This window comes from Streptomyces sp. 2A115 (assembly GCF_052245575.1).
Taxonomy (GTDB): Bacteria; Actinomycetota; Actinomycetes; order Streptomycetales; family Streptomycetaceae; genus Streptomyces.
The window spans coordinates 1-14115 of the sequence record NZ_JBQQCG010000079.1; the positions used below are offsets into that span (position 1 = coordinate 1).

A 14115-nucleotide genomic window follows, 5' to 3' on the forward strand; every position below is an offset into this window, starting at 1 on the left:
GCCCTCTCGGCACAGGCTTCTGCGCCCCGGAGGCGAACCGAACCCCAAAAAAGAGGCGGCAAAAAAGAGGCGGCCCCGGCACTGGATCGATGCCGGGGCCCCGCTCTGGTACGACAAACGTCAGACGCGTGACGCGCCGACCTCCACGCCGTGCTCGGCGGCGAGGCGGTGCAGGTCGTCGAGCTCGGCCTGCTCGACCTCCGCGAGGAAGTCGTCGCCGGTCTCGCGAGCCATCGTCAGGTCGGACTCGGTCGCCCTTATGCGCTGCAGAAGTCCTGCGGTGAATGCGTCCATGCTGCGCCCCCTCGTCCTGGGTCGTGGGTCGGTGGCACGGGGGTGTGCCGTTCGGAAGGGGCGATCACGTCTCAAGGTGCCCGCCCAGCGCTGCCCGGGCTGGGCGGCGACGGTGCCGGACACCCACGCCCGCCCTGCGGAAAGCGGATCGTGGCGTACCGCATGGTGGTGCGGCACAAGCAGAGCGTGATCGCGGGGTGTAAAGCCGTCCTCCCCGCGCTCCCTTCCACGGAAACCTCAACCGTTCGAGAAAATCTCGCGTCCCTGAGCCCCAGCACCCGTCTTACAGCCGACTTATGGCCGAAAAGGGCAGGATGGAGGTCTCACCTCCCCACTCTCGGCTGCGCCCGAGCGGGGGGACCCCCATCAGCTCCTGCCCGCATGCGCTGAGAAAGCGCTACGCGGGTGGACAGAGGAAGGACAAGCGACGTGCGCGTACTCGTCGTCGAGGACGAGCAGCTGCTCGCCGATGCGGTGGCCACCGGACTGCGCCGGGAGGCCATGGCCGTCGACGTCGTGTACGACGGCGCGGCCGCCCTGGAGCGCATCGGCGTCAACGACTACGACGTGGTCGTGCTGGACCGTGACCTCCCGCTGGTGCACGGTGACGACGTCTGCCGCAAGATCGTCGAGCTCGGCGTGCCCACGCGCGTGCTGATGCTGACCGCCTCCGGAGACGTCAGCGACCGGGTCGAGGGCCTGGAGATCGGCGCCGACGACTACCTCCCCAAGCCTTTCGCGTTCAGTGAACTGACGGCACGCGTGCGTGCCCTCGGCCGGCGTACGAGCCTGCCGCTGCCGCCCGTCCTGGAGCGGGCCGGGATCAAGCTCGACCCCAACCGCCGCGAGGTCTTCAGGGACGGCAAGGAGGTCCAGCTCGCGCCCAAGGAGTTCGCCGTCCTTGAGGTGCTGCTGCGCAGCGAGGGTGCCGTCGTCTCGGCCGAGCAGCTCCTGGAGAAGGCCTGGGACGAGAACACCGACCCGTTCACCAACGTCGTACGCGTCACCGTGATGACCCTGCGCCGCAAGCTCGGCGAGCCGCCGGTCATCGTCACCGTGCCCGGCTCCGGCTACCGGATCTGATCGTGGTGGCCACGACACCCGCGCCGCCCAAGGCGCCCCCGAAGCCCACCTGGGATCCGAGGAAGCCGGAACCGCCGTTCCCCTGGCTGCGCCCGACCATCCGGATACGACTCACCCTGCTGTACGGCGGCATGTTCCTGATCGCCGGGATCCTGCTGCTGTCGATCATCTACCTGCTGGCGGCCCAGGCCCTCCGCGAGGGCAGCGGCCAGACCTTCCAGGTGACCGGCACAAACCTCAATATAACCAGCGACACCTGCCCGCAGCTGAACACAGCCGCGAGCAACGACGAGCTCAACGCGATGCTCAAGGCGTGCAACGCCACCCAGCGCCAGCACGCCCTGGACGGGCTGCTCAGCCGCTCCCTCCTCGCCCTCCTCGGCCTCGCCGTGATCGCGTTCGCCTTCGGCTACGCGATGGCGGGCCGCGTTCTGTCGCCGCTCGGCCGGATCACCCGCACCGCGCGCTCGGTGGCGGGTTCCGACCTGTCCCGGCGGATCGAGCTGGACGGCCCGGACGACGAGTTCAAGGAGCTGGCGGACACTTTCGACGACATGCTGGAGCGGCTGCAGCGGGCCTTCACGGCCCAGCAGAGGTTCGTGGGGAACGCCTCGCACGAGCTGCGGACCCCCTTGGCGATCAACCGCACGCTCCTGGAGGTGCACCTGTCGGATCCCGGGGCACCCGTGGAGCTCCAGCAGCTCGGCAAGACCCTGCTCGCCACGAACGAACGCAGCGAGCAGCTCGTAGAGGGTCTGCTGTTGCTCGCCCGCAGCGACAACCAGATCGTCGAGCGCAAGCCGGTCGACCTCGCCGAGGTCGCCTCGCAGGCTGTCGACCAGGTGCGCGCCGAGGCGGACGTGAAGGGCGTGGAGATCCGCGGAGAGCAGGCTGTCGCGGTTGTCCAGGGCAATGGCGTCCTGTTGGAGCGGATCGCCCTGAACCTCGTCCAGAACGGCGTGCGGTACAACGTGGCGGAGGGGGGCTGGGTCGAGGTCACGACGGAGGTCCAGCACGGGCAGGCGGTCCTCGTGGTGTCCAACACCGGGCCCGTGGTCCCCGCGTACGAGATCGACAACCTTTTCGAGCCGTTCCGGCGGCTGCGTACGGAGCGGACGGGCAGCGACAAGGGCGTGGGCCTCGGCCTGTCGATCGCCCGGTCGGTGGCCCGTGCCCACGGCGGTCATATCTCCGCCGAACCGCGCGAGGGAGGTGGGCTGGTGATGCGAGTCGCCCTACCTATCTGAGACCATGTCGCCGACACGCGGGGATGTTCGCTTTGCGCGGAATTTTCTGGGCATCCAGCCGACGAACCCGTGTGTGATCGATCACAAGGGCGATTTTCTGGCCATCTACTCTCCGTGATCAAGAAGGCTGTCGGAAAGCCGGGAAAATCCGGGTTTTCGGGGGTCGAGATCACGGGAAGTACACCGTGAGACGCCTTTGAAGTGCGGCATTCGGACCGTGTACGGTCCCGTTCGCCATCCAAGCCGATCACTCTTGAGGGATCCGGTTGGGTGTCGATTGAGTAACAGACCTTGATGTGAGGCAAAATCTCCGCCTCGGGTCGGGCACAAGTCCGGCCTCTCACGCGTTACGTGCGCTGAGACACCGCAGACACCCAGAGGGGGAGAGTGACATGGCAACGGATTACGACACCCCACGCAAGACCGACGACGACGTCGACTCGGACAGCCTTGAAGAACTGAAGGCTCGCCGGAACGACAAGTCGACTTCGGCGGTCGACGTGGACGAGTTCGAGGCCGCCGAAGGCCTGGAACTGCCCGGCGCGGACCTCTCGAACGAGGAGCTGGCCGTCCGGGTCCTGCCGAAGCAGCAGGACGAGTTCACCTGCATGAGCTGCTTCCTGGTCCACCACCGCAGCCAGCTGGCCCGCGAGAAGAACGGTCAGCCGATCTGCCGCGACTGCGACTGAGGCAGGGTCGGCCGTGACTGGCTCGACCCCGCCCTGGAAGCGCCGTTTCCGCGACCGGGGAGCGGCCGGTCCGTCTTCGGACGGCATGCACGACGAGCGGGGCCGCCCGGCCTCGCTCGAAGCAGTGGACGCGACAGGCGCCTCCGGTGCGCTGGCGGTGCCGGATTCGAAGGCGCCTGTCGCCAAACGCCGGGTGGCCGCCGTCGGCCACGGAGTCAGGGAAGGTGTCCGCAAGGGCGGCAGCCGGGCCAGGGCGGGCCTGGCGTACCTGACTGACCGGATCATCGAGAACGCCCCGCGCATCCCCGTCCGCGACCTCGCGACACTGCGGAAGCAGTTCCCGGGCCTCGGTCCCGAGCAGCTGGCGGACAAGCTCGTCGCGGGCGCGTGCAACGCGACGGCCACGGTGGGCGCGGGAATCGGCGCCGCCGCGATGATGCCCGTACCCCCGGCGATGCCCACGGAGCTGGCCGCCGAGATCACCGGCGTCGCCGCGATCGAGCTGAAGCTGATCGCCGAGCTGTACGAGGTCTACGGCCTGCGGCCGCCGGGCAACGTGAAAGAGCGCTCCACCGTGTACCTGCACTCGTGGTCGGACGAGCGCGGCATTGACGTGACCAAGCCGTCGACGTTCAACGTGGCCCTCGGGGGCCAGATGAAGCGCGAGCTGCGTCAGCAGATCATGAAGCGCATGGTCAGAAACCTGCCGAACCTGATGCCGTTCATGGTCGGAGCCGCCGTCGGGGCGGTCATGAACCGCCGTGACACGAGAAAGCTCGCTGAGCGAGTCCGCAAGGACCTCCGCAAGGCGCAGGTGCCGTGGGACGCTCTGCCGGCGCTGCCGCCGTTGGAGAAGCCCGCGGACCCGCTGCGCATCGGGGAGATCCCCAAGGAGCTGGGGCCCTGAACCCCCGGGCCCGGAATCCCCGCCGGGCCCGCGAAGCCCGCCAACGCCGCACACCGCGACGGAGACCGACCTCTTCAGGAAGCGCGCGCCTTACGCGGCGCGCACCGCGTCCAGCGCCGCCGCCAGGCCCTCCGGGTCCCGGGTCGACAGGTACACGTACGGGGTCGGGTCCGACGGGTCGGTGATCTCCACTCGGAGGGCCGTGGGGACGTAGGCGCGAAGGAGCATGAAGGCGCGCGGGTCGGCCTTGAACGTGCGCCAGGCGCGGGTCTCTTCGGGGTCGAGGACATGGGCCTCGCCGAGGGCGGAGACAGGGATCTTCGCGTCGCCCGCGATCAACGAGCCGCCCACCACACGGATCCGCACCGAGCCGTACGAGCTGGCCGCCACCGCCGCGACCGCCGTGCCGCCGACCAGGCCGCCCAGCAGAGGCAGCGTGCCGAACGGCAGCAGGATCAGGGCCATCGAGACGCCCACCAGGAGGCTGATGAACCACCAGGAGCGGGGCGCGGTCAGACGTTCTTCGTACGGCGAGGCGGAGGGGTGCATGGAGCCAAGCCTGCCACGGTGCGTACGGGCCGCTGACGCGGAGGTAAGGTCTGCGCCTGTGAGTGGTACATCTTCAGCTCTGCGGCCCCCGGCCGACGCCGTGGCGCCGGTGCGGCACCCCGACGCGCCCGCCCCGGGCGAACTGCTCGGCGCGCACTACGACCAGTGTTTCGGCTGTGGCGGCGAGCAGCCGCACGGGCTGCACCTGGAGGCCCGCGCCGGTGAAGGGGTAAAGATCACCGCCGAGTTCACCGTGAAGGCGGCCCACCAGGGCGCTCCCGGCCTCGCGCACGGCGGAGTCCTCGCGAGTGCCCTCGACGAGACCCTCGGCTCGCTGAACTGGCTGCTGCGCAGCATCGCCGTGACCGGACGGCTGGAGACCGACTTCGTCCGGCCCGTGCCCGTCGGCACCGTGCTGCACCTGGAGGCAGAGGTCACGGCGGTGGCGGGACGCAAGATCTACTCGACCGCCACGGGACGGATCGGGGGCCCCGACGGGCCCGTCGCCGTCCGTGCGGACGCCCTCTTCATCGAGGTGAAGGTCGACCACTTCATCGACAACGGCCGCCCGGAGGAGATCCAGGCGGCCATGAACGAACCGGACCAGGTGCGGCGTGCCCGCGCCTTCGAGGTGAACCCGTGACCCGTAGCCCCGTGGACGTGCTGATCCGGCGCGTCGACCCGGACGTTCCGCTTCCGCAGTACGCGCATCCCGGCGACGCCGGAGCGGATCTGCGGACGACGGAGAGCTGTGAACTCAAGCCCGGTGAGCGGGCCGTTCTGCCCACGGGAGTGTCCATCGCGCTCCCCGAGGGGTACGCGGCCTTCGTGCACCCGCGCTCCGGGCTCGCCGCCCGCTGCGGCGTCGCCCTCGTGAATGCCCCGGGGACTGTTGATGCCGGGTACCGTGGGGAGATCAAGGTGATCGTGGTGAATCTCGACCCGCGCGAGTCCGTGCGGTTCGAGCGCTTCGACCGGATTGCCCAACTGATCGTCCAGCAGGTCGAGAAGGTGCGCTTCCAGGAGGTGGCGGAGCTTCCCGACTCGGCGCGAGCCGCAGGGGGCTTCGGGTCCACCGGCGGGCATGCCGCCGTGGGCCGGACAACGGGTGGGAATCGATACGCTTCGGCCGTATCCGACCGGGAAGGACAGTGACGTGTTCGGACGTCGCAAGAAGGGCAGTGCCGCCGAGGACGCGGCGGGCGAGGCCGAGCAGGTCGTCGACAGTGTCGACACTGAGGCGGACGAGGCGGAGCGCGAGCGCGTGAGGCTCGAGCCGGAGCCGCGCCCCGATGGTCCCTGGGACAGCACCGAGGTCCGTGATCCGGCCGAGGGCCGGGTCGACCTGGGTGGCCTCTTCGTGCCCGGGGTCGACGGCATGGAGCTCCGTGTGGAGGTCGCGGGCGACGCGATCGTGGCGGCGACCGTGGTGCTGAAGGACAGCGCCGTCCAGCTGCAGGCCTTCGCCGCCCCCAAGCGCGAGGGCATCTGGGGCGAGGTACGCGAGGAGATCGCCTCCGGCATCACCCAGCAGGGCGGTGTCATCGACGAGGTCGAGGGCCCGCTGGGCTGGGAGCTGCGCGCGCAGGTGCCGGTGCAGCTGCCGGACGGGACGGGCGGTTTCCAGGTCGTCCGGTTCGTCGGGGTGGACGGTCCCCGCTGGTTCCTGCGCGGAGTGATCTCCGGCCAGGGCGCGGTGCAGCCGCAGGCCGCCGGTCTGCTGGAGCAGATCTTCCGGGACACCGTGGTGGTCCGTGGCGAGGGTCCGATGGCCCCGCGCGACCCGATCGTCCTGAAGCTGCCGGACGACGCGCAGATGGTCGCCGAGAACGTCCAGCAGGAGGAGCAGGCTGGGTCCCGCTTCTCCGGCGGCATGGGCCAGTTGCAGCGTGGGCCGGAGATCACCGAGGTCCGCTAGCCGGGTCGGCGAATTCGGAAGCGGAATCGACCGATGGGCCGCGCTCCCTTGGGGGAGTGCGGCCCATCGGCGTTCTCGGCGTCTCTCGTCGCGTCTCCGGTCAGGCGGCGTCCGGGATCCACGAGCCGTGGATCATCGCCGGTACCCGGCGCGGCAGATGAACCGTGGCGATCGGCGGGACAGACAGGTCGGAGGCGTCCAGGACGAGCAGCCTGGAGGCGTCGGCGTTCAGGTCGCTCACGACGGTCAGCAGATAGCCGGCGTCCTCGTCGGTGGCGTCGGCCGCAAGTACGAACAGGGCCTCGCTGGGCAGCCGGCCGTTGCCCACCGGCAGGAGCTGGCGAGTGCCCTTCGCGCGGTCGTACTTGACCAGCGTGTGGTTGCCGATGCCCAGGTCGTCGGGGAACGAGAGCGCGTACTGGTAGCGGTGCTCGCGGCCGAGGAAAGCGTCGTTGATCGTGGGGAACTCGACGGTGAGGTCGTCGATCTGCTCCTCCTTCACGCGGCCCGCCGCCAGGTCGACCGTCCAGCGCTTCGTACGGGACCCCGAGTTGGGCTCCGCTCCGCGGTCCGGGGCGCCGACCCACCAGTTCCCGGAGCGCTGCCAGCCCTTGCGGCCCACGGTCGGACCCTCGACGACGATCCGGCCGTACGCGTCCTCGTAGGCGTTGGCGAAGTGCATCCCGTACCCCTGGTCGATCTCGAACCAGCGGATGCGGGCCGCACCTTCGGCACCGCGAGGCATGACGCCGATACGCGACTGCTGGGCGTCGCTCCAGCCGTACGGGATGCCCGAGTGCTCGTTCGGGTCGAAGGTGACCGAGCCCTCCAGGAACACGACGTGGTTCTCGGTGATGGCGAAGTCGTGCTTCAGCGCCGCGCTCGCGCCCGGGACCTCCTGGCTGTCGAGGACCTTCCCGTCCGGCGAGGCCACGTGGTGGATGAGGAAGGGCGGGGGAGCGGGGACGAGGCGAAGAAGTGGAGTTCGCCGGTGACCGGGTCCTCTTTGGGGTGAGCGGTCATCGCCCAGGTCAGCTTGCCGCCGAGGTCGTACGCGCCCACGGTCTCCAGGTCGGTCGTCAGCTCGAAGGGCAGGTTCGCCTCGCACAGCGTCAGGAGCCGTCCGGCGTGCGGGCTGAGCACGGGCGGCGCGTACGCCCAGCGCATCAGGGTTCCGTCAAAGACCTCCGCGCTCCCGCTACCCGCCTGATTTGCCGGGATTGTTGGCCGTAAGGTCGACGCAGGGTTCACAGGGCGTTTGAGAAGACAATGGGGCCATGGGACGCGGCAGGCTACGGATCTACCTCGGCGCGGCACCGGGCGTCGGCAAGACGTACGCGATGCTGTCCGAGGCGCACCGCCGTGTCGAGCGCGGCACCGACTGCGTGGTGGCCTTCGTGGAGCACCACAACCGGCCGCGTACGGAGGTGATGCTGCACGGCCTGGAGCAGCTCGCCCGCACGGAGGTCGCCTACCGTGGCACCCTCTTCACCGAGATGGACGTCGACGCCGTGCTGGAGCGGGCCCCGGCCGTCGCCCTGGTGGACGAACTGGCCCACACGAACATCCCCGGCTCGCGGAACGCCAAGCGCTGGCAGGACGTCGAGGAGCTGCTCGCGGCCGGGATCGACGTCGTCTCGACGGTCAACATCCAGCACCTGGAGTCGCTCGGTGACGTCGTCGAGTCGATAACCGGAGTACGGCAGCGGGAAACCGTCCCGGACGAAGTGGTGCGGCGGGCCGGTCAGATCGAGCTGGTCGACATGTCGCCGCAGTCGCTGCGCCGCCGCATGGCGCACGGCAACATCTACAAGCCGGACAAGGTGGACGCGGCCCTCTCCAACTACTTCCGGCCCGGCAACCTCACCGCCCTGCGCGAGCTGGCCCTGCTCTGGGTCGCCGACCGGGTCGACGAGTACCTCCAGCAGTACCGGGGCGAGCACGGCATCCGCTCCACCTGGCAGGCCCGCGAGCGCATCGTCGTCGGCCTGACCGGCGGCCCCGAGGGCCGTACGCTGATCCGCCGCGCAGCCCGGCTCGCCGAGAAGGGCGCCGGCGGTGAGGTCCTCGCCGTCTACATCGCCCGCAGCGACGGTCTGACCTCCGCCTCCCCGAAGGAACTGGCCGTCCAGCGCACTCTCGTCGAGGACCTCGGCGGCACCTTCCATCACGTCGTCGGGGACGACATCCCGTCCGCGCTGCTGGACTTCGCGCGCGGCGTCAACGCCACCCAGATCGTCCTCGGCGCGTCCCGGCGCAAGGGATGGCAGTACGTTTTCGGGCCCGGCGTCGGCGCCACGGTCGCCCGTGACTCCGGGCCGGACCTCGATGTCCACCTGATAACGCACGACGAGGTGGGCAAGGGGCGCGGCCTGCCGGTGGCCCGGGGTGCGCGGCTCGGCAGGTCCCGGACCGTCGCGGGCTGGCTGACCGGTATCGGCGGCCCCGCCCTGCTCACGCTGCTGCTGACCCACGTCGACGCGAATCTCGGCCTCACCAACGACATGCTGCTGTTCCTGACGCTGACGGTGGCCGCCGCCCTGCTCGGCGGACTGCTCCCGGCGCTCGCCTCGGCGGCGGTCGGCTCGATGCTCCTCAACTGGTTCTTCACGCAACCCCTGCACCGCATCACCATCGCCGACCCCAAGAACCTACTCGCGCTGATGATCTTCGTGCTGGTCGCGGCCTCGGTGGCCTCCGTGGTGGACCTGGCGGCCCGCCGCACGCACCAGGCGGCCCGGCTGCGCGCCGAGTCGGAGATCCTCTCCTTCCTCGCGGGCAGCGTGCTGCGCGGCGAGACCAGCCTGGACGCCCTCCTGGAGCGGGTCCGTGAGACCTTCGTGATGGAGTCGGTGGCCCTGCTGGAGCGGGAGAGCGACGTGGACCCGTGGACCTGCGCGGGCAGCGTGGGTCCGCATCCGCCGTCGCTCCCCGAGGACGCGGACGTGGACATGCCGGTCGGGGACAAGCTGGCGCTGGCGCTGTCCGGCCGGGTGCTGCCCGCCGAGGACCGCCGGGTGCTCGCCGCCTTCGCCGCCCAGGCCGTCGTCGTCCTGGACCGACGGCGCCTTCAGGAGGAGGCCGAGCAGGCCCGCGCGCTCGCCGAGGGCAACCGCATCCGTACGGCCCTGCTTGCCGCCGTCAGCCATGACCTGCGGACGCCTCTGGCCGCCATCAAGGCCGCCGTGTCGTCCCTGCGGTCCGACGACGTGGCCTGGTCCGAGGAGGACGAGGCCGAGCTCCTGGAGGGCATCGAGGAGGGGGCCGACCGCCTCGACCACCTGGTGGGCAACCTGCTCGACATGTCCCGCCTCCAGACCGGCACGGTCACCCCGCTGATCCGCGAGATCGACCTCGACGAGGTGGTCCCGATGGCCCTGGGCGGCGTACCCGAGGACAGCGTCGAACTGGAGATCCCCGAGACCCTGCCCATGGTCGCCGTCGATCCCGGCCTGCTGGAGCGCTCGGTCGCCAACATCGTCGAGAACGCCGTCAAATACAGCCCCGCCGGACAGCCGGTCCTGGTCTCCGCGAGCGCGCTCGGCGACCGGGTCGAGGTGCGGGTGGTGGACCGCGGCCGCGGTGTCCCGGACGAGGCCAAGGACCGTATATTCGCGCCCTTCCAGCGCTTCGGAGACGCCCCGCGCGGCGCCGGTGTGGGCCTCGGTCTCGCGGTCGCCCGCGGATTCGCCGAGGCCATGGGCGGCACCCTCGATGCCGAGGACACCCCCGGCGGCGGCCTCACCATGGTCCTCACCCTGCGAGCGGGCCCGGCCCACCCGGAGGGACTCGGAGAAGTCGTGGAACTCGTTCAACCGGAAAGGCAGGCTTCATGACCCGCGTCCTCGTGGTCGACGACGAGCCGCAGATCACCAGAGCCCTCGTGATCAACCTCAAGGCGCGCAAGTACGAGGTGGACGCGGCCTCCGACGGCGCGAGCGCGCTCCAGCTCGCGGCCGCCCGCCACCCCGATGTGATCGTGCTCGACCTGGGCCTGCCCGACATGGACGGCGTCGAGGTGATCAAGGGACTGCGCGGCTGGACCCGCGTACCGATCCTGGTGCTGTCCGCCCGGCATTCGTCCGACGAGAAGGTCGAAGCCCTCGACGCGGGCGCCGACGACTACGTCACCAAGCCCTTCGGCATGGACGAGCTGCTCGCCCGGTTGCGTGCCGCCGTCCGAAGGGCCGAGCCCACCGGGGCCGGTGAGGACGACGTGATCGTGGAGACCGAGGGCTTCACCGTCGACCTGGCCGCCAAGAAGGTCAACCGGGACGGCCGCGATGTGCGCCTCACTCCGACCGAATGGCACCTCCTGGAGGTGCTGGTGCGCAACACCGGCCGCCTGGTCAGCCAGAGACAGCTGCTCCAGGAGGTCTGGGGCCCCTCCTACGGCACCGAGACGAACTACCTGCGGGTGTACATGGCCCAGCTGCGCCGCAAGCTGGAGGCGGACCCGTCGCATCCCCGGCACTTCGTCACGGAACCCGGGATGGGGTACCGGTTCGAGCGGTAGCACGGGGGGTACGTAGCTGTCAGCGCTCCCCGGTACGCTTCAGATATGAGTGCTGTTCCTCGTTCCGAAAAGTCGGCGGGCCGGTTCCGGCGCATGATCGACCGGCTCTCCTCCTCGCAGGGGGACCTGGAGTCGGAGGAGCTGCGCGAGGACGCCGACACCGCGGGATGCACGCGCATCGGGGACTGCCGCGACCGACAGGTGGTCACCGTTACTGGTACCTTGCGCACGGTCACTCTGCGCCCGAGGGCCGGTGTCCCGGCCCTGGAGGCCGAGCTGTTCGACGGTTCGGCCGCCCTGGACGTGGTGTGGCTCGGCAGGCGCTCCATAGTGGGGATAGAACCGGGGCGCAAGCTGATCGCATCGGGCCGGATCTCGATGAGTCGAGGCCGCCGGGTGCTGTTCAATCCCAAATATGAACTCAGACCCCTCGGACGGGAGTAGCCGGTGACGTCGCTCGACAAGCCGACCGAAGACGCCCAGCGGGATTCGCGGGCGGTGACCGAGGCCGCGCTCTTCGAGGCGTTCGGCGGTCTGCGGGGCATGATCGAGACGGTCCTGCCAGGCCTGCTCTTCGTCACGATCTACACGATCAACAAGGATCTGCACTCGGCGGCCATCGCGGCCCTCGGTGTCTCCATCCTGCTCGTCGTGGTCCGCCTGGTCATGAAGGACACCGTCAAGCACGCCTTCAGCGGCGTCTTCGGGGTCGGCTTCGGCGTGGTCTTCGCGATGATGACGGGCAACGCGAAGGACTTCTACCTGCCGGGCATGCTCTACACGCTCGGCCTCGCCCTCGCCTACATCATCACGACCCTCGCCGGAGTCCCCCTGCTGGGCCTGATCCTCGGCCCGGTCTTCAAGGAGAACCTCTCCTGGCGCACCCGCAACCCGGGCCGCAAGAAGGCGTACGCGAAAGCCAGTTACGCCTGGGGCCTGATCCTGCTCGCCAAGTGCGCGATCCTCTTCCCGCTCTACTGGTGGGCCGACACCACCCAGTTCGGCTGGGTTTTGATCGCCCTGAAGATCCCGCCCTTCCTGCTCGCGGTCTGGCTCACCTGGGTCTTCCTCGCGAAGGCGCCCGCGCCCATCGACGTCTTCGCCGAGATGGAGGCCGAGGAAAAGGCGGAGGAGGCGCGCAAGGCCGCCCTCTCCCAGGAGCACGACGAGGCCACGGCCGGCCGTCACCGCCGAGACGCCTAGCTGTCTGTACGCCCGATCGCCTGTACGAGGATGGGTCGCCCGGAGATCTCCGGGCGACCCATCCTCGTACAGGCGGGAACACGCGAAAGAACTAGGTCGCCGCGTCCTCGCGCCGGACCGACAGCAGGTCCTCCAACTGCTCCTCCCGGGCCTGGGCCGCCACGAACAGCAGTTCGTCGCCGGCCTCCAGGGAGTCCTCCCGGGTAGGGGTCAGCACGCGGGTGCCGCGGATGATCGTGACGAGGGACGTGTCCTCGGGCCATTCCACGTCGCCGACCTGCGTGCCGGCGAGGGCCGACTCCGGGGGCAGGGTCAGCTCGACCAGGTTGGCGTCGCCGTGGCTGAAGCGGAGCAGCCGGACCAGGTCGCCGACGCTCACCGCCTCCTCGACCAGGGCCGACATCAGACGCGGGGTGGAGACGGCCACGTCCACGCCCCAGGCCTCGTTGAACAGCCACTCGTTCTTGGGGTTGTTGACTCGGGCGACGACCCGCGGGACTCCGTACTCGGTCTTCGCGAGCAGGGAGACGACGAGGTTGACCTTGTCGTCTCCGGTGGCCGCGATGACCACGTTGCAGCGCTGGAGCGCCGCCTCGTCCAGGGACGTGATCTCGCACGCGTCGGCCAGCAGCCACTCCGCCTGCGGGACGCGCTCGACCGAGATCGCGGTCGGCGCCTTGTCGATCAGCAGGATCTCGTGCCCGTTCTCCAGGAGCTCGCCCGCGATCGAGCGGCCCACCGCACCGGCACCGGCAATGGCGACCCTCATCAGTGACCGCCCTCCTCAGGCCCGTCGGCGAACGCCGCCTCGACCTTCTCGACATCGTCCGTACGCATCATCACGTGCACCAGGTCGCCCTCCTGCAGCACTGTCTGCGAAGTGGGCAGAACCGCCTCGCCCAGCCGGGTGAGGAAGGCCACGCGCACGCCGGTCTCCTCCTGGAGCCGGCTGATCCGCTGGCCCACCCAGGTCTCCGACGCGTGCACCTCGGCAAGCTGCACACCGCCGGTGGGGTCGCGCCACAGCGGCTCGGCGCCCGAGGGCAGCAGCCTGCGCAGCATCTGGTCGGCCGTCCAGCGGACCGTGGCGACGGTCGGGATGCCCAGGCGCTGGTAGACCTCGGCGCGGCGCGGGTCGTAGATACGCGCCGCGACGTTCTCGATGCCGAACATCTCGCGGGCCACACGGGCGGCGATGATGTTCGAGTTGTCACCGCTGGAGACCGCGGCGAACGCGCCGGCCTCCTCGATGCCCGCCTCGCGCAGGGTGTCCTGGTCGAAGCCGACTCCGGTGACGCGGCGGCCGCCGAACCCGGAGCCCAGCCGTCGGAAGGCGGTGGGGTCCTGGTCGACCACGGCGACCGTGTGTCCCTGTTGCTCCAGTGTCTGGGCGAGAGCGGAACCCACTCGCCCGCAGCCCATGATGACGACGTGCACTCGCCCTACCCCGCAGTCCTGGTCAACTCACTGACCTGCGCAAACACCCTGCTCACTTCTCTCTCTCAGTCTGCCGGGCAACGACGAGGCAACAGCAAGCGGCGTTGCCGGAAACGAGCTTATGCCGCAACCGCGGTCTTGCTCTCATCGGCGTAGCCATTGGCGGTGCCGTGCGGGGTGCAGGCGGCACGTCACGGCCTGATCGGAGCGGCCCGGTTTCCGTACGCGGGTTCGGCATGGCCGGTGCGCACGCGAGGATGGTCCGCATGTGT

At 69.9% G+C, this 14115-nt stretch carries 15 protein-coding genes and 1 pseudogene; 11 read left to right on the forward strand and 5 right to left on the reverse strand.

Annotated features, from left to right (window positions below; all coding sequences use genetic code 11):
* Window positions 1–120: 120 nt before the first annotated feature.
* Window positions 121–294: a hypothetical protein gene (locus ACTWQR_RS43415; protein ID WP_189841132.1), complete on the reverse strand. Its 174-nt coding sequence runs from the start codon at window positions 292–294 to the stop codon at window positions 121–123.
* Between the two features lie 429 nt (window positions 295–723).
* Here ACTWQR_RS43415 and ACTWQR_RS43420 point away from each other — a divergent pair, with 429 nt between their 5' ends.
* The 4 genes from ACTWQR_RS43420 to ACTWQR_RS43435 all read left to right on the forward strand — a co-directional run bounded on the left by ACTWQR_RS43420 (window position 724) and on the right by ACTWQR_RS43435 (window position 4220).
* A complete protein-coding gene (locus tag ACTWQR_RS43420; RefSeq protein WP_443232803.1) occupies window positions 724–1377 on the forward strand; it encodes a response regulator transcription factor in 654 nt (217 codons plus the stop codon).
* Between the two features lie 5 nt (window positions 1378–1382).
* Entirely contained in the window at window positions 1383–2624 is a 1242-nt protein-coding gene (locus tag ACTWQR_RS43425) for a sensor histidine kinase (RefSeq protein WP_443232804.1), read from the forward strand.
* Between the two features lie 392 nt (window positions 2625–3016).
* Window positions 3017–3313, forward strand: a complete 297-nt coding sequence (locus tag ACTWQR_RS43430) for a DUF4193 domain-containing protein (protein WP_005481602.1) — start codon at window positions 3017–3019, stop codon at window positions 3311–3313.
* A 13-nt stretch (window positions 3314–3326) separates the two neighbouring features.
* On the forward strand, window positions 3327–4220 hold the full coding sequence (locus tag ACTWQR_RS43435) for a hypothetical protein (protein WP_443232805.1): 894 nt from the start codon (window positions 3327–3329) through the stop codon (window positions 4218–4220).
* 90 nt (window positions 4221–4310) lie between these two features.
* On the opposite strand, the gene ACTWQR_RS43440 is transcribed toward ACTWQR_RS43435, so the two are convergent.
* On the reverse strand, window positions 4311–4769 hold the full coding sequence (locus tag ACTWQR_RS43440) for a DUF3093 domain-containing protein (protein ID WP_443232806.1): 459 nt from the start codon (window positions 4767–4769) through the stop codon (window positions 4311–4313).
* 58 nt (window positions 4770–4827) lie between these two features.
* Here ACTWQR_RS43440 and ACTWQR_RS43445 point away from each other — a divergent pair, with 58 nt between their 5' ends.
* The 3 genes from ACTWQR_RS43445 to ACTWQR_RS43455 are packed head-to-tail and all read left to right on the forward strand — an operon-like array spanning window position 4828 to window position 6687.
* Window positions 4828–5412 carry a PaaI family thioesterase gene (locus tag ACTWQR_RS43445; RefSeq protein ID WP_443232807.1) on the forward strand — a complete coding sequence of 195 codons (585 nt, stop codon included), beginning with the start codon at window positions 4828–4830 and terminating at the stop codon, window positions 5410–5412.
* Window positions 5409–5924 carry a dUTP diphosphatase gene (dut, locus tag ACTWQR_RS43450; protein ID WP_443232808.1) on the forward strand — a complete coding sequence of 172 codons (516 nt, stop codon included), beginning with the start codon at window positions 5409–5411 and terminating at the stop codon, window positions 5922–5924. Before ACTWQR_RS43445 ends, dut begins: the two co-directional genes overlap by 4 nt.
* Window position 5925: 1 nt before the next feature.
* Complete coding sequence (locus ACTWQR_RS43455; RefSeq protein ID WP_443232809.1) at window positions 5926–6687, forward strand: DUF3710 domain-containing protein; 762 nt, start codon at window positions 5926–5928, stop codon at window positions 6685–6687.
* 100 nt (window positions 6688–6787) lie between these two features.
* Here ACTWQR_RS43455 and ACTWQR_RS43460 read toward each other — a convergent pair.
* Window positions 6788–7854: pseudogene (locus ACTWQR_RS43460) on the reverse strand (carotenoid oxygenase family protein).
* Between the two features lie 110 nt (window positions 7855–7964).
* Between ACTWQR_RS43460 and ACTWQR_RS43465 the strand changes: the two are divergent.
* From ACTWQR_RS43465 to ACTWQR_RS43480, 4 genes are read left to right on the forward strand one after another with little or no spacing between them, the layout of a single operon-like run.
* A complete protein-coding gene (locus ACTWQR_RS43465; RefSeq protein WP_443232810.1) occupies window positions 7965–10523 on the forward strand; it encodes an ATP-binding protein in 2559 nt (852 codons plus the stop codon).
* Window positions 10520–11203: a response regulator gene (locus ACTWQR_RS43470; RefSeq protein ID WP_443232811.1), complete on the forward strand. Its 684-nt coding sequence runs from the start codon at window positions 10520–10522 to the stop codon at window positions 11201–11203. The genes ACTWQR_RS43465 and ACTWQR_RS43470 overlap by 4 nt, the downstream gene beginning before the upstream one ends.
* 45 nt (window positions 11204–11248) lie before the next feature.
* A complete protein-coding gene (locus ACTWQR_RS43475; protein WP_443232812.1) occupies window positions 11249–11647 on the forward strand; it encodes an OB-fold nucleic acid binding domain-containing protein in 399 nt (132 codons plus the stop codon).
* A gap of 3 nt (window positions 11648–11650) precedes the next feature.
* Window positions 11651–12406, forward strand: a complete 756-nt coding sequence (locus tag ACTWQR_RS43480) for a DUF3159 domain-containing protein (RefSeq protein WP_443232813.1) — start codon at window positions 11651–11653, stop codon at window positions 12404–12406.
* Window positions 12407–12497: 91 nt separating this feature from the next.
* Here the strand turns inward: ACTWQR_RS43480 and ACTWQR_RS43485 are convergent, their stop codons facing one another.
* Complete coding sequence (locus tag ACTWQR_RS43485; protein ID WP_443232814.1) at window positions 12498–13175, reverse strand: potassium channel family protein; 678 nt, start codon at window positions 13173–13175, stop codon at window positions 12498–12500.
* Window positions 13175–13843: a potassium channel family protein gene (locus tag ACTWQR_RS43490; protein ID WP_443232815.1), complete on the reverse strand. Its 669-nt coding sequence runs from the start codon at window positions 13841–13843 to the stop codon at window positions 13175–13177. The genes ACTWQR_RS43485 and ACTWQR_RS43490 overlap by 1 nt, the downstream gene beginning before the upstream one ends.
* Between the last annotated feature and the right edge of the window lie 272 nt (window positions 13844–14115).